Below are 21,263 nucleotides of genomic sequence, written 5' to 3'. Positions count from 1 at the left end.
GCGGCGCCATCCTTCCTGGGATGTGCGCCGCCGTTGCATTTCATCTCGACGAACGTCGCCGCTCCGAAGCGCGCCTCGTCCGCTCGCTGACGCCAACAAACCTCTTACCTGGCCGCGCGCTGCATGCGCGCAGAGAGCGCCGCGCCGCACTGTGCCATGCGCAAAACCCACGACGCCGCGCGTTTTACCGCCGCGTGAAATGGCATCGGGCCTATACTTCCGGCTGTCGGACTTTTCCGACAAAATCGCCCCAGTCTTTCACTCCGCGGCAATCGCTTGCCGCGTCATTGGCCAGCAAGCATGGCAAGCATCAACAAAGCATCGCTGACGACTTCCCTGCAATCGGTACGCGCCGTTGCGCGCGCGCCCCGCACCCGGCGCATCTTCACGGGCGTCCTGATCTTCCTCGTGGTGTTCGGCCTGCTCGGCTTCTTCGCCGCGCCGCCGCTGATCCGCCACCTGGCCGAACGACAGTTGAGCGAGCAGCTCGACCGCCCCGTCACGATCGGCCGCATCGCGCTCAATCCGTACACGCTGCGGCTCGAAGCCGATCGCGTGCATATCGGCGAGCGCGGCGGCCAGGGCGACTTCTTCGACGTCGAACGGCTCGTGGTGAAGCCGTCGTGGTCGTCGCTGTTCCGCCTCGCGCCCATCGTCGACGAAGTGCGGCTCGACTCGCCGCGCGCGACCATCGTGCGTCTCGATGCGCAGCGCTTCAACTTCTCGGACCTGATCGACAAGTTCTCGAAGCCGTCCGCCAAGCCGGACAGCAAGCCCGCCGAGTTCTCCGTCTCGAACATCCGCGTGGAGAACGGCCAGATCACCTTCGACGACCGCCTGCTCAACGAGAAGCACGTGATCGACCGCTGGACGCTGGGCATTCCGTTCATCGCCACGCTGCCGTCCAAGACCGATATCTTCGTGCAGCCGATGCTGCGCGCGCGCATCGACGGCGCGAGCACGCTCGCCATCGACGGCAAGACCAAGCCGTTCGCCGCCTCGCGCGAGTCGGAAGTCGAACTGCAGCTCGCCGATCTCGACGTGCCGAAGCTGCTCACCTACTCGCCGTCGAAACTGCCGGTCACGCTGAAAAGCGGCAAGCTCTCGACGAATCTCAAGCTCGATTTCGTGATGTCGGGCGAGAAGCCGACGCTGCGCGTCTCGGGCACGACCGACCTCAACGATATCGACGCCAGCGACAACGCAGGCGCGCCGCTACTCAACGCGCGCAGCCTGCACGTGGCGGCGAATGCGCTCGAGCCGTTCGCCAATCGCTATCAGTTCGACCAGATCCGCATCGACGCGCCGACGCTCTGGGTCGCGCGCGACAAGGCCGGCGTGCTGAGCCTCGAAAAGCTCGCCAACGCGCCCGCCGCGAAGGCCGAGGCCGCTGCGGCGGCGAGCGGCGCGTCGGCCAGCGTCGCGGCTGCGGCGTCGGGCGCGCAGACCGCCGCGAACGCCGCGAGCGCTGAAAAGGCGCCGCCGCTCGATCTCTCGATCCGCCAGTTCGCGCTCACGGGCGGCACGCTGCACGTGGACGACGAAGCCGCCGCGCGGCCCGTGCGGCTCGACCTCGGCAACGTCACGGCGACGCTCGCCAATTTCTCGTCGACGGCAAAGCAGCCCGCCGCCTACACGCTCGCGCTCGCCGCGCCCGATGGCGGCACGGTGCAGGTCTCGGGCAACTTCGGCATGGCTGCGAAAACCGCCGACGCGAAGATCGCGCTCAACGCGATCGGCCTGCCGCCGCTCCAACCGTATATCGACAACGTCACGCCCGCGCAGGTCGTCGACGGCAAGCTGAGCCTCGATTCCACCATCAACGCGAACTGGGCGAAGCAGCCCGCCGCCGTGACGGTCGGCACGAGCACGCTCAATCTCGACGCGATCAAAGTCGCCGCGCGCGGCGCGAAGACGCCCGCGCTCGCGCTCACGAAGGGCACCGTGAAGCTGACCCAGGTCGATCTGGCGGCCCGCACGGCGCAGATCGCGTCGGTGGATGCGACGGGTCTCGCCGTCAACGCCGAGCGCCTGAAGAACGGCAAGATCGATCTGATGGCGCTGGCGGACACGCACCAGGCCGCGCCGCAGCGCACGGCGATCCGCGCGGCGCAGAAGTCGGTCGAGGAAGGCCCGACGTGGCACTACAAGATCGACTCGGTGAGCGTGAACGGCGGCTCGGTCAACTTCACCGACAGCACCACGCCGCGCCCCGTGAAGCTTTCGATCGCGCCGCTCGACCTCAAGGTCCAGCAGATCAGCGACGACATGAAGCATGCGCTGCCGATCGAGCTGAAGGCGACCGTCAACAAGAAGGGCACGCTGGCGCTCAACGGCGACGTGAATCCCACGCCGCTGAAGGCGCAACTGAAGATCGACGCGAACCGTCTGGACGCCGCCGCGTTCGAGCCGTATTTCGGCAGCCAGCTGAACGCGGTGATCGCGAGCGCGCTGCTCAACATGAAGGGGCAACTCTCGGTCGAGCAGGGCAAGGCGACGCGCGCGAACTATCGCGGCGACGCGGCGCTCGTGGACGTGCGCATGCTCGACAAGGCGACCTCCGACCCGTTCGCGGGCTGGCGCTCGCTCGCGCTCACGAACCTGAAGGCGAATTACGACGACGCGCGCGGCACCGATGTCGACGCGAGCCGCGTGACCTTCTCGGGCTTCTACGGGCGCGTGCTGCTCGACGCGCAGGGCAAGCTGAACCTCAGGGACGTGGTGGCGCACGAAAGCGGTCAGGCGCAGTCGCTCACGCGCGACACCAGCGCCGCGCAGCGCGGCGGCCGCGAGCCGGTGCCGCTCACGCCGCAGGCCGCGAGCGCGCCGGTCGAGACGGCGTCGGCGCCCGCTGCCGCGTCGGGCGCGGCCGCGACCGTGACGGCCGCGCAGCCGCCGAAGAATCCGGTGCGCCTGCACTTCGGCCAGCTTGTGCTGCAAGGCGGCCGCGTGAATTACACTGACAACTTCATCAAGCCGAACTACACCGCCGATCTCGTGCAGATTCAGGGCACGGTGGGCGCGTTCGGCACCGAGTCGACCACGCCCGCGCCCGTCGATGTCTCGGCGAAGCTCGCGGCCAACGGGCCGATCACGATCAAGGGCACGGTGAATCCGCTGATCGCCAAGCCGTCGCTCGATCTCACGGCGAGCGCGCACGACATCGAGCTGACGAACCTCACGCCGTATTCCGCGAAGTACGCGGGCTATCCGATCACCAAGGGCAAGCTCAACGTCGACCTGCATTACCAGCTCGCCGACGATCAGCTCACGGCGAACAACCATATCTTCATCGACCAGCTGACGTTCGGCGATCACGTCCAGAACGACACGGCCACGAAGCTGCCGGTGCGGCTCGCGATCTCGCTGCTCAATAACCGGCGCGGCGAAATCGACGTGAACATTCCAGTTTCGGGCTCGCTCGCGAATCCCGAGTTCAGCATCGGCGGGCTGATCTGGAAGGCAGTGCTGAACCTGATCGCGAAGGCCGTGACCGCGCCGTTCTCGCTGCTCGCGAATGCGTTCGGCGGCAGCGGCGAGGAACTGGGCTACGTGGAGTTCGCGCCGGGCACGGCCACGCTCAGCGACGCCGACACGAAGAAGCTCGACACCATCGCCAAGGCGCTCGACGACAAGCCGTCGATCAAGATCGATTTGATCGGCCGCGTCGATCCGGCTGTCGATACGCCCGCGCTGCGCGAGCAGTACGTGGATCGTCTCGTGCGCCAGCAGAAGGTGAAGGACACCGTGGGCAACGGCGAAAGCGTGGATACGTCGGAAGTGAAGGTCGACTCGAAGGAGTACGGCAAGTATCTGGAGAAGGCCTATAAGGCGGGCGATTTCAAGAAGCCGCGCAATATGATCGGGCTGACGAAGACGCTGCCCGAGGACGATATGAAGCAGGCGCTCGCGGAACACGCGCCGGTGGACGACGCCACGCTGCGCGAGCTGGCGCAGAAGCGCGCGCAGGCGGTGCAGCAGTATTTTGAAGGGAAGGTCGATCCGAGCCGCGTGTTCGTGGTGGCGCCTAAACTCGATGCGAAGGGTATCGACGATAAGGGCGCGACGACGCGGGTGGATTTTGGGTTGAAGTAAGCCGATCAGGATGAAAAAAAGCGCGCCAATTTTGGCGCGCTTTTTTTTGTGGAATGCGGGGGAGTGGCGGTTGAATCCGTCGTTAATCAGTCAGGAAGCGATGCATGACATAGGCATCGACGTAGCCCAATTTTCGGTGGCGAAATACCTTGGGCAGCGTTCCCACAATCGAAAAACCCAGCTTCTGCCAAAGCGCGACTGCGGCTTCATTGGTGCTGATCACAAAGTTGAATTGCATCGCCTCATAACCGGCTTTCCTGGCCTCCTGCAAGCAGTGCAATCCCAATCTCTGGCCAATACCTTTACCGCTGTGTCCAGGCGAGACCATGAACGAGGCGTTGGCGACATGGTTGCCCAGGTCTCGCCGGTTGGCCGTCAGTAGATACATGCCCACGATTTGCCCATCATCCTCTGCGACGTAGGAGACAACGCCAGGACCAAACCAGTAGGCGAAAGCGTCCTCGTAAGGGGTGTCCGGGGCAAACACGTAAGTGGTTTCGTCACTGACAACCTGCTGAAAGATGGGCCACATGGCGTCAAAATCAGCTTTAACGGCTAAGCGAATATTCATACTGGGCGTCGTCCCTTCACTTCCACTCTCCAGGCTTAAACATAGTCGTCCGCATCGGTCCTGCCGACGAGTCGCAGTTTCTGATCGACCCAACCTTCCTGTCGTTTTTGAGTCTATCACTTAAAAAAATGACGGATGGGCTGCTCCAGAAACCACAATAGCCGCTGTCAAGGCACCGCCGCACAACCACCGAATTCAAGCCGCCCGCTTCCCAAACGCATACTTCTCGATCACCCTTGCAAGCGTAGCGAACGCGGGCTCGATATGCTCATGCGGCACACACGCATAACCTGTTAGCAATCCTTTACGCTGCTGCTTGCCGAGATAATAAGAAGCCAGCGGCCGCACGATCACACCTGCGTCATAAGCCGCCGCCGTGACCTCGCGATCATCGCAATGCTCGGGCAGACCTAACACGAAATGCAGCCCGGCTTCATCACCCATCACGGGTAACGCGTCACCGAAATGCCGCGTCACCGCATCGATCAGCAACTGCCGCCGCTCGCCATACAGCGTGCGCATCCGGCGCACATGCGAAGTCAGATAACCATCCATGATGAACTCCGCGAGCACGGCCTGCTGCATCAACTGCCCCTCGCGATACAGCTCCGCCACGCCCGTGCGAAACGTGGCCGCAAGCCGCTCCGGCACCACCATATAGCCCATGCGCAAGCCCGGAAACAGCATCTTCCCCAGACTGCCCACGTAAATCACGCGATCCGATTCATCGAGCCCCTGCAGCGACGCAAGCGGCCGGCTGCCGTAGCGAAATTCGCTGTCGTAATCGTCCTCGATGATCCACACTTTGTGTTGACGCGCGTATTCGAGCAACGTGCGCCGCCGCGCGAGGCTCATCACCATGCCGAGCGGATACTGATGCGACGGCGTCACGAGCGCCATGCGCGGCGGATGGCGCAGATCCGATTCGCGCGGATTCAATCCTTCGGCATCCACAGGAATCGGCGCGAGCTTGATGCCCGAGGCTTGCAGCACGCTGCGTGCGCCCCAGTAGCACGGCTCCTCGACCCAGGCGCGGTCGCCGTGGTCGGCGAGCAGGCGCACGGCGAGGTCGATCGACTGATGAATACCTGTCGTGATGATGATCTGGTCCGGCGTGCAGCGCACGGAGCGCGCGACGCGCAGATAGTCGGACAACGCGCGCCGCAGCGGACGATAGCCGCCGCCGGGCGCGTAGGTCAGCAGGTCGTGGCTCGCCGACTTCCAGAGCCGCGATTGCAGGCGGCTCCAGGTGCGCGCGGGAAACTCGGCCACGTCCGGCACGCCGGGCATGAACGCGCCCCATTGCTTGGCGGAGACGCCCGCTTCGTCGATCAGGCGCTGGCCGCGCACGGACATGTCGCCGCGCGGGCACGTCGCGGGTTCGGCGGAAGCGGCGCTGCCTTCGGCGCCGTCCGGCGCAGGCGCGGCGACGCGCGGGCCGACGGCGGCGGAGTCCGGGCGTGTATCGGCCACATAGGTGCCGCTGCCGGTGGTCGAGAGCACGTAGCCTTCGGCGCTCAACTGGTCGTAGACGTGCAGCACCGTATTGCGCGCGATGCCGAGGTCGCCCGCGAGCGTGCGCGAGCTGGGCAGCTTGGTGCCGGGCGCGAGCTTGCCGGTCAGGATGGCCTGCTGCATCAGCCGCAGCAGTTGGCGGTAGACGGGTTCGACGTCGTTCTTATCAAGCTGCGCGGCCAGCCAGTCGGACAAAATGACCATGACCAAGTGGTTCCATCAGGAATAATGAAATGGCTCCATTGGATAGAGCCGGGACCGACTATAGTAATCCGCACGTCAGATCCGGTTAATGGTCGCGACAGAATTTATTTAATCGCGCCGGATCGGCGGTTCGCGGCAAGGTTCGCGGCAATACGGGAATAGAGACAGGAGACTGGGCGATGAAGCACTCGGACGTGATCGTCAGCTTTCGCGGCGTGCGCAAGACCTACGACGGCGAAACGCTGGTCGTGAAGCAACTCGATCTGGACATCTATCAGGGCGAGTTCCTGACGCTGCTGGGGCCGTCCGGCTCGGGCAAGACCACGTGTCTGATGATGCTCGCCGGCTTCGAGTTTCCCACCGGCGGCGAGATCCGCCTCGAAGGCAAGCTGCTCAACAACGTGCCGCCGCACAAGCGCGACATCGGCATGGTGTTTCAGAACTACGCGCTGTTCCCGCACATGACGGTCGAGCAGAACGTGGCGTATCCGCTGGGCGTGCGCAAGGTGCCCGCCGGCGAGCGCGCGGCGCGCGTGAACGACGCGCTCAAGATGGTGCGCATGGAAAGCTTCGCGAAGCGTTATCCGGCGCAATTGTCGGGCGGTCAGCAACAGCGTATCGCGCTGGCGCGCGCGCTGGTGTTCCAGCCCAAGCTCGTGCTGATGGACGAGCCGCTCGGCGCGCTCGACAAGCAACTGCGCGAACATATGCAGTACGAACTGAAGTCGCTGCACGAGAAGCTCGGCGTCACCTTCGTCTACGTCACGCACGATCAGGGCGAGGCGCTCACCATGTCGGACCGCGTCGCGGTGTTCGACAAGGGCATCGTGCAGCAGCTCGACAGCGTGGACCGTCTGTATGAATCGCCGTGCAACGAGTTCGTCGCGAACTTCATCGGCGACAGCAATCGTCTGCGCGGCAAGATCGCTTCGGTCGAAGGCGAGTTCTGCGAAATCCATCTGGCCGACGGCACGCGCCTCAAAGGCCGCAACGTCGCGGGCGCGCAAGCGGGCGCCGACGCCATCGCGTGCATTCGTCCCGAGCGCATGAAACTCTCCGCGAATGGCGCTGTGAACGGCGCTGTGAACGGCTCGAACGCCATCGCGGGCGAGGCGCGCAGTCTGATCTATTACGGCGACCACGTGCGCATGCGCTGCGGTTTGCCCCAGCAGGACGAGTGCTTCGTGAAGGTGCCGCTCGGCACCGAAGCGCTCGCCGGTTTCGCGCCCGGCCAGCCGGTCGCGCTCGAGTTTGCGCCCGAACATCTGCGCGTGTTCGCGTGAAGACGACCGGGCCACGCCTCTCGTGCTGAAGGGCCCGGCAAGACAAACCACCAAGGAGAAGGGACTCACCATGAAGAAGATCGGCAACATGCGCGTTGCGGCGGTCGCGGCCACGCTCGCACTCTCGTTCGGCGCGGCGCACGCGGCGGAACTCACGGTCGTGAACTTCGGCGGCGCGAATGGCAACGCGCAGAAGGCGGCCTTCAACGAGCCGTACCAGGCACAGTCGGGCACCAAGATCACGGTCGTCGAGTACAACGGCGAGCAGGCCAAGGTCAAGGCGATGGTCGAAGCCAAGCACGTGAACTGGGACGTGGTGGAAGTCGAAACCGGCGACATCGCGCGCGGCTGCGACGAAGGCCTGTACGAGAAGCTCGACTGGTCGAAGCTCGGCAACAAGAGCGACTTCATGAAGGCCGCGCAGCAGCCGTGCGGCGCGGGCTTCTTCGTGTGGTCGACGGCGCTCGCCTATAACGCCGACAAGCTCAAGACCGCGCCCACGAGCTGGGCCGACTTCTGGGACACGAAGAAATTCCCGGGCAAGCGCGGCATGCGCAAGGGCGCGCAGTACAACCTCGAATTCGCGCTGATGGCCGACGGCGTCGCGCCGCAGGACGTCTACAAGGTGCTCTCGACGAAGGCGGGCCAGGACCGCGCGTTCAAGAAGCTCGACGAACTGAAGCCGAACATCCAGTGGTGGGAAGCGGGCGCGCAGCCGCCGCAGTTCCTCGTCGCCGGCGACGTGGTGATGTCCACGGCCTTCAACGGCCGTATCGACGCGGCGCAGCGCGAAGGCAAGAACCTCAAGGTCGTCTGGAACGGCAGCATCTACGATCTGGACTACTGGGCGATTCCGAAGGGCTCGCCGAACAAGGACGCGGCGCTCAAGTACATCGCCTACACGCTCTCGCCGAAGCCGCAGCAGGAGTACGCGAAGCACATCGCCTACGGTCCGGTGAACCAGAACGCCATCAAGGCGCTCGACGAGAAGACGCTGGCAAACCTGCCGAACTCGCCGGCCAACGGCAAGAACGCGGTGCAGCAGAACCTCACGTTCTGGACCGACCACGGCGACGAACTGGAGCAGCGCTTCGCCTCGTGGGCCGCGAAGTAACAGCCTGAATCGGCGCATGAACCGTTGAAGTATCCGTGGCGCGGCGCACCTTGCAACGAGCAGGGCGCGCCGCGCGGCAACGGAGGCAGTGCAGGAGACTTGATGTGACAACGATGACGACCGCGACCAACGTCGCCGACAACGCAGGCGAATCGAGCGCGCGCCTCAAGCGCGAATTGCGCCTCGCGCAGGCGAAGAAGCGCACGATGGCGCTGCTGCTGATCGCGCCGCTGGCGATCTTTCTGTTGCTGATTTTCGTCGTGCCGATTGCGGCGCTGCTCACGCGCGCCGTGCAGAATCCCGAAGTGGCCACCGCGCTGCCGCACACGGTCGCGGCGCTGCACAGCTGGGACCGCAAGAGCGCGCCGCCCGACGCGGCTTATGCCGCGCTCGCGCAGGACCTCACGGCGGTGCAGGACGGCGACGCCATGGGCGCGCTCGCGCGCCGCCTGAACGTGGAAATCGCGGGCTACCGCTCGCTGGTGGCGAAGACCGCGCGCGCCATGCCGCTCGCCGACGACGACGGCAAGCCGCTCACGCTCACGCCCGCGCAGACGCGCGCCAAAATCGTCGAACTCGACGACCGCTGGAACGACGTCGCGTACTGGCAGGCCATCGCGAAGAACAGCGGGCGCTATTCGCCGTTCTATCTGCTCGCCTCGCTCGACCACAAGCAGGACGCGTTCGGCAGCATCGTGCCCGCCGATCCCGACCAGCAGATCTACCTCTCCGTCTTCGGCCGCACCTTCGTGATCAGCGTGTTCGTCACGTTGTTCGCGCTCGCGCTCGGCTATCCGCTCGCGTACTGGATCTCGACGCTCTCCGAGCGCCGCGCGAATCTCGTGATGATCCTCGTGCTCATTCCGTTCTGGACATCGATTCTCGTGCGCGTGGCCGCGTGGATCGTGATCCTGCAAAGCGAAGGCCTCGTGAACAAGGCGCTGATCGGCACCGGCATCATTTCGTCGCCGCTCTCGCTGCTGTTCAACCGCGTGGGCGTCTATATCTCGATGACGCACATTCTGCTGCCCTTCATGGTGCTGCCGCTCTACAGCGTGATGAAGGCGATTCCGCCGACGTATCAGCGCGCGGCCGTCTCGCTCGGCAGCCATCCGTTCGCGGCCTTCTGGCGCGTGTACGTGCCGCAGACCTATCCGGGCATCGGCGCGGGCGTGCTGCTCGTGTTCATCCTCTCGATCGGCTACTACATCACGCCCGCGCTGCTCGGCGGCCCGGCCGACCAGATGGTGAGCTACTACGTGGCGTACTTCACGAACGTGTCGATCAACTGGGGCATGGCGTGCTCGCTCGGCGCGCTGCTGCTCGCGGCCACGACCGTGCTGTATTTCGTCTACGTGCGCTTCACGCGCACGAACCTGAGCCTCGGCTAACGGAGGCCACGCCATGAAATTCGCGAAACCGCTTTTTGCGCCGCATACGTCGGGCATCGAACGCATCTGGTACTTCACGCTGCGCGGCCTCGCCGTGCTCACGCTGCTGTATCTGATCCTGCCCGTGCTGGCGATCGTGCCGCTCTCGTTCTCGTCGAGCACCTTCCTCGTCTATCCGATTCCGGGCTGGTCGATGCGCTGGTACGAAAACCTCGTGATGTCCGACGAGTGGCGCATGGCCGCGAAAAACAGCTTCATCGTCGGGCCGCTCGCCACCGTGGTGGCTACGGTGCTCGGCACGCTCGCGGCCATCGGTCTGAACAAGGCCGACTTCCGCGGCAAGTCGGTGCTGATGGCGATCCTCATTTCGCCGATGATCGTGCCGGTGGTGGTGGTGGGCGTCGGCATGTATCTGTTCTTCGCGCCGCTCGGTCTCGCCAACACGTATATCGGGCTGATTCTCGCGCACGCGTCGCTGGGCGTGCCCTTCGTGGTGACGACGGTGTCGGCCACGCTCGCGGGCTTCAATCACAATCTCGTGCGCGCGAGCCTCTCGCTGGGCGCGAATCCGGTGACGACGTTCTTCCGCATCACGCTGCCCGTGATTGCGCCGGGTGTGATTTCGGGCGCGCTGTTCGCGTTCGCGACCTCGTTCGACGAAGTTGTGGTCACGCTGTTCCTTGCGGGCGCCGATCAAACGACGCTGCCGCGTCAGATGTTCACCGGCATCCGCGAAAACATCAGCCCGACGATTGCCGCGCTCGCGACGATCCTGATCGTGTTTTCGACCTGCCTGCTGCTGGCGCTCGAGTGGCTGCGCGGGCGTAATGCGGCGCGCGCGGTCAAGGCCTGAAAATAACTTGAAACAGGCGGTGAAATAGAAAAAGCGGCGCAGATGCGCCGCTTTTTCATTGGCCGGCACACACACATTCGATCGCGTTATGCGCCCAGGCTGGCGGGCACGCGCCGCTTCACCCAGCGCGTGGCTTCGTCATAGGCATTCGCGAGTTGCAGCACGGCGAAATCGGCGCGCGGCTTGCCGATCAGTTGCAGACCCATCGGCTGGCCCTGCGCGTTGAAGCCGGCCGGCACGCTGACCACGGGCAGGCCCGCGAGACTCGCGCCGATCACCACTTCCATCCAGCGGTGATACGTGTCCATCGCGCGGCCCGCGATCGACTTCGGCCAATGCTCGTTCGCATCGAAGGCGAACAGTTGCGCGCTCGGCAGCGCCAGATAATCGTAGCGCTCGAGCAGCGCGAGCAGCGCGTTGTACCACTGGCTGCGCGCGACCGACGCGTTCCACACGTCCTCGCCCGAGAGCGCGAGCCCGCCTTCCACTTCCCATTGCGCTTCGGGCTTGAGCAGCGCGCGCTTCGCCGGGTCGCGCCAGAGCGCGCCGAGCGTGCCCGCCACGGAGAAGTGGCGCAGCGTGCGCCAGCAATCCCAGAGTTTTTCCATCGGATAGTCGGGACGCGCGGCCTCGACCGCGCAGCCGATCGCGCCGAAGTCCTTGAGCGCCGTCTCGCAGAGCGCGAGCACGCCGTCCTGCATCGGCAGATAGCCGCTGTAATCGCCGAGCCAGCCGATGCGCGTGCCGCCGAAATCGCGCGCGAGCGGTGCCGTGAACTGCGCGGGATCGTCGCCGAGCGAGAGCGGCGCGCGCGCGTCGTAGCCCGCTTGCGTCGCGAGCAGCATGGCGAGGTCGGGCACGCTGCGGCCCATCGGCCCCGCGCTGCCGAGCTGGTTGTAGAACAGATCGACGGCGGGCGCGTTGGGCACGCGGCCTTGCGACGGACGGAAGCCGAACACGTTGTTCCAGCCCGCGGGATTGCGCAGCGAGCCCATCATGTCGCTGCCGTCGGCGACCGGCAGCATGCGCAGCGCCAGCGCGACGGCGCTGCCGCCGCTGCTGCCGCCCGCGCTGCGGCTCGGATCGTAGGCGTTGAGCGTCGTGCCGAACACCGTGTTGTAGGTGTGCGAGCCGAGCCCGAACTCCGGCGAATTCGTCTTGCCGATAAAGATCGCGCCTTGCGCGCGCAGGCGCGCGACCATCAGCGCGTCGGCCTTCGGCACTTCGTCGCGGAAGATCGGCGAGCCTTGCGTCGAGACGAGGCCTGCCGTTGCCGAGAGATCCTTCGGCGCCTGCGGGATGCCGTGCAGCCAGCCGAGATACTCGCCGCGCGCGAGCTGCGCGTCGCGCTCGTCCGCTTCGGCCAGCAGCGCGCCGCGTTCGCGCATCGACACGATGGCATTGGCCGGCGTGTTCACGCGCGCGATGTGGTCGAGGAAGGCCTGCATCACTTCGCGGCACGAGACTTTGCGCAGGCGGATCCATTGCGATAGTTCGAGCGCATCGGCGGCGACGATGTCGTGCGGCGTGAGCGGGGCGGAGGAGGGCAATGCCTGATTCATGCGTGACTCTCGGTGAAGATGGTGACGGATGGGGCGGCTGGAGCGGGGTCCGGTTCATTGTCGCCTGGCCCGCGTGCGAGCGAAAGCGCACGGCTGGTTGCCGCGTGAATCAACGGTTGCCGCCTGGCGGGCCTTGCCGGCCTGCGTCGTCTGCGCCTGCCTGCACCGTTTGCATTTTGTAATCGCGGTGACGACAATAGCGCCTCTCGCGGATCGGCCGGCCCCGGAATTGGGGCGCATGCGTCGCCGCGAAAACGGAAACAACGCGCGAGAGCGCCGCACGAGCACGCGCCGACCGCAGGAATGTTCAAGCCAGACGCCCGGACGGCGTGCCAGGCTTCGTTCTCGTCGCTTGATTGAAGATCTGGTTGAAGGAAAGGTAATGAGCAGTTTGTATTCGCCCTCGGTGGCATCGCGCGCCTCGCTGGTCCGCGCCGAAATGGCCCGAGGGATGCGCGCCGCGCTGCCCGTGATGCTGGGTTTCGTGCCGTTCGCGCTCGTGCTGGGCGCGCAGGCCGCCCAGAAAGGCCTCAGCGCCCTCGAAGTGCCGATGATGACGGGGATGAATTTCGCGGGCGGCTCGGAATTCACGGCCGTGCGCCTGTGGACCTCGCCGCCGCATATCGCGCTGATCGTCCTGATGTCGGTGCTCGTGAACGCGCGCCATATCCTGATGGGCGCCGCGCTCGCGCCCCGTATGCGCCACGTGCCGCTGCCGCGCGCGCTGGCGGCGCTGTTCCTGATGTGCGACGAGAGCTGGGCGCTCGCGCTCGCCGACGCCAACGCGCGCAAGCACGAATCCATCAGCCTCGCCTACTACCTGGGCGCGGCCGTGAACCTGTGGCTCACCTGGGTGGCGTTCACGGCGCTCGGCGCCGTGTTCGGCCCGGTGCTCGGCGACGTCGAGCGCTACGGCTTCGACATGGCCTTCACGGCCGTTTTCCTCGTGCTGCTCAAGGGCATGTGGAAGGGCGCGCGCGCATCGAGCCCGTGGTTCGTGAGCCTCGTGGTGGCGGGCATCACGTACCGGCTCGTGCCGGGCGCGTGGTATGTCGCGGCGGGCGCGTGCGCCGGTCTGCTGGCGGCGGTCGCGATGGAGAAGCGCGATGCTTGACTGGACCACCGCATTGACCATCGTGCTGATGGCCGCGTCGACCTACGCGACGCGCGTGGTCGGTTTCATCGTGCTGCGCGACCGCACGCTGAGCCCGCGCATGCAGGCCATCATGCAGAACGTGCCAGGCTGCGTGCTGATTTCGGTGATCGCGCCCGCGTTCGTCTCCAGCCGTCCCGCCGATCTGCTCGGCCTCGCGGTGACGCTCGTCGCCGCCATGCGGCTTTCGCTGCTGCCGACGGTTGTGATCGGCGTGGTGGCGACGGGGCTGCTGCGCTACTTCGTCGGCTGATTTTGGCCTGGCGTTACTCCGTATCGCCCGTGAACCAGCGGTAATACGGGTTTTGCGGATCGGCGCCGATCACCTGCTCGATCGACTGCGACCAGCCATCGCGATTGCCCGAGTACGCGTCGAGCGACGCGTGATAGAAGGTTTCGAGCACCGCGCCCTGTTGCGCCAGATCGGCGAGAAAGGCCGCGTCGGCGCCGACGAGCGGCGGCGTGCTGCGTAACTCCATCATGTGCGAAAGCGTCTGCGGAAACGCTTCGCGGCGCAGCCAGCGCGCGTATTCGATGCGCGGACGGTCGTCGGTGACCGGGCGCGCGTCGGCGGCGTAGTATTCGAGTCCGGCGCGATCGGTTACGTAAGTCGCGAGCAACGCGGCCAGCGACGCGATGCCGACCGCGCGAAATGCTTCGGAAACCGAAGGATTATCGAAGCGTGCGCGAATGCGCGGCACGTCGAGTTCGATCGGCTGCATCGAGCCGATCAGCAGCGTTTCGTGCAGCTCCGTGGTCCAGAGCGTGGCATACGGAAACACCTGCGTGAAGCTGCGGATCAGCGCGCGCGTGTCGTCCTCGTTCTGCGTGGCGAGCGGCAGCCATTGCGCGACCAGTCCGCCCGGCTGCAAACGCGCCGCCGCGAGCGCGTAGAAATCGGTTGAATAGAGATTGGCGACGCCCGCTGCCGAAGGCGGCGGCGGTTCCAGCGTGATCAGGTCGTAACGCTGCGCGCTCGACAGCAGTTCGCGGCGGCCGTCGCGCGTGTGGATCTGCACGCGCGGGTCGCGCGTCACGTCGAAGTTGCCCGCGAAACGCGGCGCAGCCCGCACCACGGCGGGCAGCAATTCGGCGATCACGCGTTTTTCGAGGCCCGGATACGCGAGCAGCGCGCCGCCCGTGATGCCGGTGCCCAGGCCGATCACGAGCGCGGAGCGCGGCGTCTGCCGGTCGATCAGCAGCGGCAGCAGCGCTTGCAGACGCATATAGCGCTGCGAGGTCATCGCATCGCTGGAATTCGATACGCCCTGAATGTAGAGGCGCTTGAAGCGATGCTCGCCCGCGCTTTGTTCGAGCACGGCGACGGTCGATCCGGCGCTCTCCTCGTAGGCGCTCAGCGTGCCGCCGTGCGTGCGCGCGAGCAGCGTGGCGAAGCGGTCGGGCGGCGTGAGCAGCGCGGCGCAGGCGGTGCCGAGCACGAGCGCGCCGACGGCCCAGCGTCCCACGCGGCGCACGTCCGGTCCATTGATGACGGCGATCACGCCGAGCGCGGCGGCCAGGATCGCGAGCACGGCCAGCGCGCGCACAAGGCCGAGCGCGGGCACCAGCACGAAGCCCGCGAGCACGGCGCCCGCGATGCCGCCCGCCGTGTTGAGCGCGAGCAGCGCGCCGACGCTGTGGCCCACGCGCCCGCGTTGCGCGCCGAGTCGCACGGCGAACGGAAAGGCCGCGCCGAGCAGCAAGGTCGGCACGAACACGACGACCAGCGCCGCGAGCGCGAAGCGCGCACACATCGCGGCGAGCAGGCTGCCGGTGTGGCTCATGACCGTCTGCGCGAGTTGGGTTTGCGCGTGCGGCAGCCATGCGCCGATGGCGGCGATCTCCAGCAAGGCGACGAGTCCCGCCGCGACGATCAGCGTGGCGAAGCGGCTCCACGGATCGCTTGTGCGCGCGGCGTGACGGCTCGCGCAGGCGCTGCCGAGCGCGAGGCCGAGCAGATAGGTCGCGAGCACGACCGAAAACGCGAATGCGCGCGTGCTGATGAACTGCACGATGGCCTGCGACCAGACCACTTCGTAGCCGAGCGCGACGCCGCCCGCGAGCGCGTAGAGCGTGACCGCGAGGCGCGCGGCGGCGGTGTTGGTATCGGCATCGTTGACGGTGCTGGCGGCGGTTGCGCCTGCCGCCGACGTTGCTGACGTTGCGGTCATTGCTGAAAACGTCGCCGCATTCCCGCGCGCAAGCAGCAAGGCCACGCCGCCCGCGACGGCGTTGAGCAGCGCGGCGGCGCACGCACTCATCTGCACGCCGAGCAACGGAATCAAAACGAACGACGCGGCAAGCGTGCCGATCACTGCGCCCGCCGTGTTCGCCGCATAGAGCCAGCCGCCGCGTTTCGCCACGCCGCTCGCGCCGCCTTGCCGAGCGTCGCCGATTACGCGCGCGAGCACGGGCAGCGTGCCGCCCATCGGAATCGCAGGCAGGCCGACGAGCAAGAACGGCACGACCCACGCGAGCGCGCCCGCGCGCGCCTCGATCGCCGCGAACGGCGCGGCGGCATGCGCGAGACCGAAAGTCGCGAGCGGCGCGAGCACGAGCGTCGCGGCTTCGAGCAGCGCATAGAGGCGCAACGGATGCGCGCTGCGGTCGGCGCGCGCGCCGAGCAGCGCGCTGCCGAGCGCGAGACCGCCAAAGAACGCGCTCACGCCGGTCGTCACCGCATGAACGTCGATGCCGACGACGAGCGCGAGCTGCCTGACCCAAAGCACCTGATACACCAGCGCCGCGCAGCCCGAGAAAAACAGCAGCAACGCGAGCGACACCGGTGACGCCAGCGCACGCGCCTGCGCAGGATCGAAGGCGGCGGCCTGGACTGCATCGCGACGCCGTTCGCGGCGCGCGGCTTGATCGGGGGAAGTCGAGACTGGGATCATCGGCGGACGTAACTTGAGGCCGGGCGCACGCGGCCTGCACGCGCGCCCGGCGGGAGCGGCCCTTACTGCTGACCGCGCTTCTTGAAGGCTTCGTCGATCTTCTGGTCGACCTGCTTGCGCACCTGGTCGATGCTAAAGCTCGCGGGCCGCTGGCTCGGCGGATACGCCACGAAGGTCTGCAGGAACACGCTCGCCTTCATCGTCGCGATGGCCGTGAGGTAGGAGTTCTTCGCGAGCCAGTCGTTGTACTGGTCGGACGTGATGTCCGCGCGCTCGTACGGGTCCATGCGCAGGTTGAAGATCTTCGGCACGCGCAGGCAGACGAACGGGTCCTGCCAGATGTTGAAGTTGCCCGGCGCGCGCTGCTCGCAGAACACCGCCTTCCACGCCATGCCGTCCGAATCCCAGCGCATCGCGACGAGTTCGCCGTCGTCGTTGAAGTAGTAGAACTCGGTGCGCGGATCCTTGTTCGTCTTGCCCGTGAGGAAGGGCAGCTGGTCGTAGCCGTCGAGGTGAACCTTGAAGTTCGTGCCGCCGCCCTTGGGTGTCCAGCCCTTGAGCAGACGATCCTTCACGCCCGCGTCGCCGGCTGCGTCGAGCAGCGTCGGGAACCAGTCCATGCCCGAGAACATCTGGTTCGAGACTTCACCCGGCTTGATGTGGCCCGGCCAGCGCACCATCGCGGGCACGCGGAACGCGCCTTCCCAGTTCGAGTCCTTCTCGCTGCGGAACGGCGAGACGGCGGCGTCGGGCCAGGTGAATTCGTTCGGGCCGTTGTCGGTCGTGTAGACGACGATGGTGTTGTTGGTGATCTTCAAATCGTCGAGCAGCTTGAGCAGTTTGCCGACGTCCTGATCGTGCTCCCACATGCCGTCGGCGTACTCGTTGCCGGGCATGCCGCTCTTGCCGCGGAACTCGGGCCGCACGTGCGTGTAGATGTGCATGCGCGTGAAGTTCATCCACACGAAGAACGGCTTGTTGGCCTTCACCTGACGCTGGATGAAATCGGCCGCCTTCGCGCCGGTTTCGTCGTCGATCGTTTCCATGCGCTTCGTGTTGAGCGGGCCGAGATCCTGCACCTTGCCGTCGGCCGTGCTGTGGATGATGCCGCGCGGCGAAAAGTTCTTCACGTACGGATCATTCTTGTCCTTCGGCCAGTACGGGCGCTCGGGTTCTTCCTCGGCGTTCAGGTGATACAGGTTGCCGTAGAACTCGTCGAAGCCGTGACTGGTCGGCAGATATTCGTTTCGGTCACCCAGGTGATTTTTGCCGAACTGGCCGGTGGCGTAGCCGAGCGGCTTGAGCGCCTGCGCGATGGTGATGTCGCCCTTTTGCAGCCCGACAGCCGCGCCCGGCGCGCCCACTTTCGAGAGCCCGGTGCGCAGCGGCGACTGACCGGTGATGAACGACGAACGGCCCGCCGTGCAGCTGTTTTCGCCGTAGTAGTCGGTGAACATCATGCCTTCGTGCGCGATGCGGTCGATGTTCGGCGTGCGATAGCCGACCAGACCCTGCGTATAGGCGCTCACGTTGCCGACGCCGATATCGTCGCCGAAGATCACGAGGATATTGGGCTTGCCCGAGTTCTGCGCGGGCGGCGGCGTGGCCGGTTTTTGCGGCGGTTGTGCCGGTTTCGCGGGCTGCGTGGTCTGCGCCGGGGAAAGCGTGGGCGGCGCGACGATCAACACCGCACACACCGCGCCGAGTGCGAGCAAGGACCCCCATGTTGCGATGCGTTTTCTGCTTGGCAAGCTTGTCATCGTTATGCTCCGGTGCCAGGGCGATTCGGTCATGCCGCCTGCCTGCGCGGGCGGTCCGGCTGCTGCACGCTTGCTGCTACGGATTCGTCGGCTTCGGTGGATTCGTCGAGCTTGTGGAGTTCGCCGGCTTCGTCGCCTCAGGCGTGCGGTAGACGGTGCTCCAGTCCTGCTTCATGCTCACGACGATCCAGCCGCGCGCGTTCGCTTCATCCCAGGCCTTGTCGAGCCGCGCCCATTTCGACGCGCGGTCGTAGGCGAATTCGCGTTCGGCGTCGTCGTGATGCAGAAGCAGTTCGAGCGTCTCGCCGGGCGACGACGCCGTGTATTCGAGCATCTCGCGGTCGCCGTCCGAGTTGCCGAACGCGAGGATCGGGCGGCGGCCGATGGCGCGGTAGATGGCGACCGGCTTGCCCGCGCCGTCGTTGACGAAGTCGAAGCCCGGCTCGCGCACGAGCGCGGCATGGCCGTCGCGCGCGCTGTACCGCAGGCGCTCCGTGCTGCCGATCACCTGTTCGGGCGCGATGCCATAGGCGTCCTCGGTCCACACGCGCATGAACTCGCTGGTACCGCCCGAGACGATGTAGACCTTGAAGCCGTTGGCGCGCAGCAGCGCGAGCAGTTCGAGCTGCGGCTGATAGACGAGGTCCGTGTAGAGCCGGTCGAACTTCGGATGCCGCGCGTTCGCGAGCCACGCGTGGATCGTCGCGTCGTAGGCGTCGGTCGTCATGCCGCTGTTGGCCTCGGAAAGCAGTTGCAGAAACGCTTTCTGATTGCGGGCGAGCGCCGCGTCGTCGTGCGCGAGCAGCGCACGGTACGCGGGATTGCGCCGCCATTGCGGATGATGCGGCGCGGCGGCCTTGAGCTGATCGGTCATGAACATCAGCTGGAACGGCTGCGGCTGCTCGCTCCAGAGCGTGCCGTCGTTGTCGAACACGGCGATGCGCGCCTCGGGCGCGACGTAGGTGGGCGAGCCGGGGCGCGTGACGTCGCCGATGAACTTGAGGATCGCGGCGCGCGCGTTGCTGTCCTGCCACGAGGGCAGCGCCGATGCGGACGGCTGAATCGCCGACGTCTGCGCGGACGCATCGCTCGCGGCCGGCGCGCCGTGCTGGCTCGCGCAGCCCGCGATCAGCAGGCTGGCGGCGAGCAGGGCGGCGCAAAGTCGGCGTGCGCGGGCGTTCCGTCGTGGTGGCGTGGCGGGCATCGAGGTCATCGGAGGCTGCCTGTCTCTCGTTCGGGTTGTGGTTGTCTGCGCAACGTTCTCAGCGTGATGCGCGTTTCAGCTGCCGCTCGGCGCAGCGCTCGCGGCGCGCGCCTTCAACTGCGGATCCTTCCAGGCGCTTTCGTCCATCACTAGGCGAAAGCCCAGATGCGACATGCTGTTGTACGGATCGGTGCCGCGCCGTGCGCTCGGGCGATAGCTCAGGCAGTAGGCTTCGTTGCAGAGGAACGAGCCGCCGCGCGTGACGCGCTTGGGCGCTTCGACCGGCACGCCGGGATCGGCGGGGTCCCACGAACTGGACGGGCCATGCGGATTGTCGACGACGCTGGGCGAGGCCTCGCGGCGGAACGCGTCGGCGCGATACCAGTCGGCGACCCATTGCCAGGCGTTGCCGGTCATGTCGGAGAGGCCGTAGGCATTGGCCGGAAAGCTGCCGACCGGACTCGTGCCGATCGCGCCGCCCGCTTTCGCGCTCACCACCGGGAACGGCTGCGCCTGCTGGCCTTGCCACACGTTCGCCATCTGCTTGCCGCCCGGCGCGAAGTCGTTGCCCCAGGCGTAGGTGGCCTGATCGAGCCCGCCGCGCGCGGCGAATTCCCATTCGGCCTCGGTGGGCAGGCGCTCGCCCGCCCACTTCGCATAGGCCTGCGCGTCCTCGTACGAGACCTGCACGACGGGATGATCGTCCTTGCCCGCGAGGCTGCTCTGCGGACCTTCGGGATGACGCCAGTTCGCGCCCGGCACGTAGCGCCACCAGCGCGAGTAATCGGCGAGCGACACGGGCTGGTCGGTGCCGACGAACACCATCGCGCCGGGCACGAGCTGGCTGTCGGGCGGACGCGCCGTGCCGGGCGGAAGCTGGACCTTGAGCGTGTCCCAGTCGGGCTTGCGCTCGGCCGTGGTGACGTAGCCCGTGGCCTCGACGAACTTGCGGAACTCGGCGTTCGTGACGTGATGCGCGTCCATCCAGAAGCCGTGCACGCGCACCGCGTGCGCGGGCCGCTCGTTGGGCTGCGCCTGACGCGCGTCGCTGCCCATCTGGAATTCGCCGCCGGGCACCCACACCATGCCGCGCGGGCCGTTCACGCCGTTGCCGCGCACGACCTCGATGGATGCGGCGCTCGCGCCCGCGTGTGCGCGCACGTTGAGCGTCCAGCCGACGACGCCGCCCGCGAGCGCCGGCACGAGCACGAGCCCGGCGCCCCATAGCAGCAAACGGCGGCGCGCGCCGTCACGCGCGACACTTTGCGATGCCGCGGCCTTGCCCGTTCCAACGATGACGCGATCCTGAGTAGCCATGAGATGTCCGGCAATGGCGCGCTGCAATAAAGCCCAATATGGGCGGATATGGCAGGCGTCAAATTGAAATGCTAATGGCAATGGCGTATTCGATGCCGATTGAATCAAATGCAATTCGCATTGCTAATTCATGCTCGAATACCATGAATAACATAATTCAAAGGAAAGGGCGTTTCATTGTTCAAGGCGAAAAAACATGCGTGTCGCAGCGGTGAAATCGCCTTGGCTGCAATTAGGCTAACATTATTTTGGGAATCTTTCATACAACTTGCGATGTTAGATAACAAATTAATCGGCGCATGAGGCAGCGCATTGTTTTTGTAATGATTGGCGTGTCGCGCATTCAA

14 protein-coding genes are annotated in these 21,263 nt (G+C 66.1%); 7 read left to right on the top strand and 7 right to left on the bottom strand.

Annotation, left to right across the window (positions count from 1 at the left end):
• Positions 1 to 300: 300 nt before the first annotated feature.
• On the top strand, positions 301 to 4,095 hold the full coding sequence (locus tag U4Y88_RS30190; protein WP_321788429.1) for a DUF748 domain-containing protein: 3,795 nt from the start codon (positions 301 to 303) through the stop codon (positions 4,093 to 4,095).
• 82 nt (positions 4,096 to 4,177) lie between these two features.
• Here the strand turns inward: U4Y88_RS30190 and U4Y88_RS30185 are convergent, their stop codons facing one another.
• Positions 4,178 to 4,666, bottom strand: coding sequence for a GNAT family N-acetyltransferase (locus U4Y88_RS30185; RefSeq protein ID WP_321788427.1), 489 nt, complete (start codon positions 4,664 to 4,666; stop codon positions 4,178 to 4,180).
• Between the two features lie 195 nt (positions 4,667 to 4,861).
• Positions 4,862 to 6,391 carry a PLP-dependent aminotransferase family protein gene (locus tag U4Y88_RS30180; protein ID WP_321788425.1) on the bottom strand — a complete coding sequence of 510 codons (1,530 nt, stop codon included), beginning with the start codon at positions 6,389 to 6,391 and terminating at the stop codon, positions 4,862 to 4,864.
• 173 nt (positions 6,392 to 6,564) lie between these two features.
• Here U4Y88_RS30180 and U4Y88_RS30175 point away from each other — a divergent pair, with 173 nt between their 5' ends.
• From U4Y88_RS30175 to U4Y88_RS30160, 4 genes are all read left to right on the top strand, one after another.
• Entirely contained in the window at positions 6,565 to 7,668 is a 1,104-nt protein-coding gene (locus U4Y88_RS30175) for an ABC transporter ATP-binding protein (protein WP_321788423.1), read from the top strand.
• Positions 7,669 to 7,756: 88 nt separating this feature from the next.
• Positions 7,757 to 8,782: an ABC transporter substrate-binding protein gene (locus tag U4Y88_RS30170; RefSeq protein ID WP_224013785.1), complete on the top strand. Its 1,026-nt coding sequence runs from the start codon at positions 7,757 to 7,759 to the stop codon at positions 8,780 to 8,782.
• 113 nt (positions 8,783 to 8,895) lie between these two features.
• Positions 8,896 to 10,173 (top strand): ABC transporter permease subunit, encoded by a 1,278-nt coding sequence (locus tag U4Y88_RS30165; protein WP_321788605.1) that lies wholly within the window; start codon positions 8,896 to 8,898, stop codon positions 10,171 to 10,173.
• 13 nt (positions 10,174 to 10,186) lie between these two features.
• Entirely contained in the window at positions 10,187 to 11,026 is an 840-nt protein-coding gene (locus U4Y88_RS30160; protein WP_224013763.1) for an ABC transporter permease, read from the top strand.
• A gap of 86 nt (positions 11,027 to 11,112) precedes the next feature.
• Here the strand turns inward: U4Y88_RS30160 and U4Y88_RS30155 are convergent, their stop codons facing one another.
• Complete coding sequence (locus U4Y88_RS30155; RefSeq protein WP_321788421.1) at positions 11,113 to 12,588, bottom strand: amidase; 1,476 nt, start codon at positions 12,586 to 12,588, stop codon at positions 11,113 to 11,115.
• A gap of 382 nt (positions 12,589 to 12,970) precedes the next feature.
• Between U4Y88_RS30155 and U4Y88_RS30150 the strand changes: the two genes are divergently transcribed.
• Both U4Y88_RS30150 and U4Y88_RS30145 read left to right on the top strand, forming a co-directional pair.
• A complete protein-coding gene (locus U4Y88_RS30150; RefSeq protein WP_224013759.1) occupies positions 12,971 to 13,702 on the top strand; it encodes an AzlC family ABC transporter permease in 732 nt (243 codons plus the stop codon).
• Entirely contained in the window at positions 13,695 to 13,994 is a 300-nt protein-coding gene (locus tag U4Y88_RS30145; protein ID WP_321788419.1) for an AzlD family protein, read from the top strand. Before U4Y88_RS30150 ends, U4Y88_RS30145 begins: the two co-directional genes overlap by 8 nt.
• Before the next feature lie 13 nt (positions 13,995 to 14,007).
• Here the strand turns inward: U4Y88_RS30145 and U4Y88_RS30140 are convergent, their stop codons facing one another.
• The 4 genes from U4Y88_RS30140 to U4Y88_RS30125 form a co-directional block, all read right to left on the bottom strand.
• Complete coding sequence (locus tag U4Y88_RS30140) at positions 14,008 to 16,635, bottom strand: fused MFS/spermidine synthase (RefSeq protein WP_321788417.1); 2,628 nt, start codon at positions 16,633 to 16,635, stop codon at positions 14,008 to 14,010.
• Positions 16,636 to 16,697: 62 nt separating this feature from the next.
• Positions 16,698 to 18,395, bottom strand: a complete 1,698-nt coding sequence (locus tag U4Y88_RS30135; RefSeq protein ID WP_321788415.1) for an arylsulfatase — start codon at positions 18,393 to 18,395, stop codon at positions 16,698 to 16,700.
• A gap of 76 nt (positions 18,396 to 18,471) precedes the next feature.
• The gene (locus tag U4Y88_RS30130; protein WP_321788602.1) at positions 18,472 to 19,599 is read right to left on the bottom strand and encodes an HAD family hydrolase; all 1,128 of its coding nucleotides are present in this window, start codon (positions 19,597 to 19,599) and stop codon (positions 18,472 to 18,474) included.
• A gap of 75 nt (positions 19,600 to 19,674) precedes the next feature.
• Positions 19,675 to 20,916: a formylglycine-generating enzyme family protein gene (locus tag U4Y88_RS30125; protein WP_321788413.1), complete on the bottom strand. Its 1,242-nt coding sequence runs from the start codon at positions 20,914 to 20,916 to the stop codon at positions 19,675 to 19,677.
• Positions 20,917 to 21,263: the final 347 nt, after the last annotated feature.

Source organism: Paraburkholderia sp. J94 (assembly GCF_905220285.1).
GTDB classification, from domain to species: domain Bacteria; phylum Pseudomonadota; class Gammaproteobacteria; order Burkholderiales; family Burkholderiaceae; genus Paraburkholderia; species Paraburkholderia tropica_A.
Note: the sequence above shows the minus strand (reverse complement) of the source record. Positions and strands in the feature narration are given on the sequence as shown.

Excerpts from the sequence above, each read along its gene's own strand:
- U4Y88_RS30190 (WP_321788429.1), top strand. The coding sequence starts at position 301 with ATGGCAAGCATCAACAAAGCATCGCTGACGACTTCCCTGCAATCGGTA.
- U4Y88_RS30185 (WP_321788427.1), bottom strand. The coding sequence starts at position 4,666 with ATGAATATTCGCTTAGCCGTTAAAGCTGATTTTGACGCCATGTGGCCC.
- U4Y88_RS30175 (WP_321788423.1), top strand. The coding sequence starts at position 6,565 with ATGAAGCACTCGGACGTGATCGTCAGCTTTCGCGGCGTGCGCAAGACC.
- U4Y88_RS30170 (WP_224013785.1), top strand. The coding sequence starts at position 7,757 with ATGCGCGTTGCGGCGGTCGCGGCCACGCTCGCACTCTCGTTCGGCGCG.
- U4Y88_RS30165 (WP_321788605.1), top strand. The coding sequence starts at position 8,896 with ATGACGACCGCGACCAACGTCGCCGACAACGCAGGCGAATCGAGCGCG.
- U4Y88_RS30160 (WP_224013763.1), top strand. The coding sequence starts at position 10,187 with ATGAAATTCGCGAAACCGCTTTTTGCGCCGCATACGTCGGGCATCGAA.
- U4Y88_RS30155 (WP_321788421.1), bottom strand. The coding sequence starts at position 12,588 with ATGAATCAGGCATTGCCCTCCTCCGCCCCGCTCACGCCGCACGACATC.
- U4Y88_RS30150 (WP_224013759.1), top strand. The coding sequence starts at position 12,971 with ATGAGCAGTTTGTATTCGCCCTCGGTGGCATCGCGCGCCTCGCTGGTC.
- U4Y88_RS30145 (WP_321788419.1), top strand. The coding sequence starts at position 13,695 with ATGCTTGACTGGACCACCGCATTGACCATCGTGCTGATGGCCGCGTCG.
- U4Y88_RS30140 (WP_321788417.1), bottom strand. The coding sequence starts at position 16,635 with ATGATCCCAGTCTCGACTTCCCCCGATCAAGCCGCGCGCCGCGAACGG.
- U4Y88_RS30135 (WP_321788415.1), bottom strand. The coding sequence starts at position 18,395 with ATGACAAGCTTGCCAAGCAGAAAACGCATCGCAACATGGGGGTCCTTG.
- U4Y88_RS30130 (WP_321788602.1), bottom strand. The coding sequence starts at position 19,599 with ATGCCCGCCACGCCACCACGACGGAACGCCCGCGCACGCCGACTTTGC.
- U4Y88_RS30125 (WP_321788413.1), bottom strand. The coding sequence starts at position 20,916 with ATGGCTACTCAGGATCGCGTCATCGTTGGAACGGGCAAGGCCGCGGCA.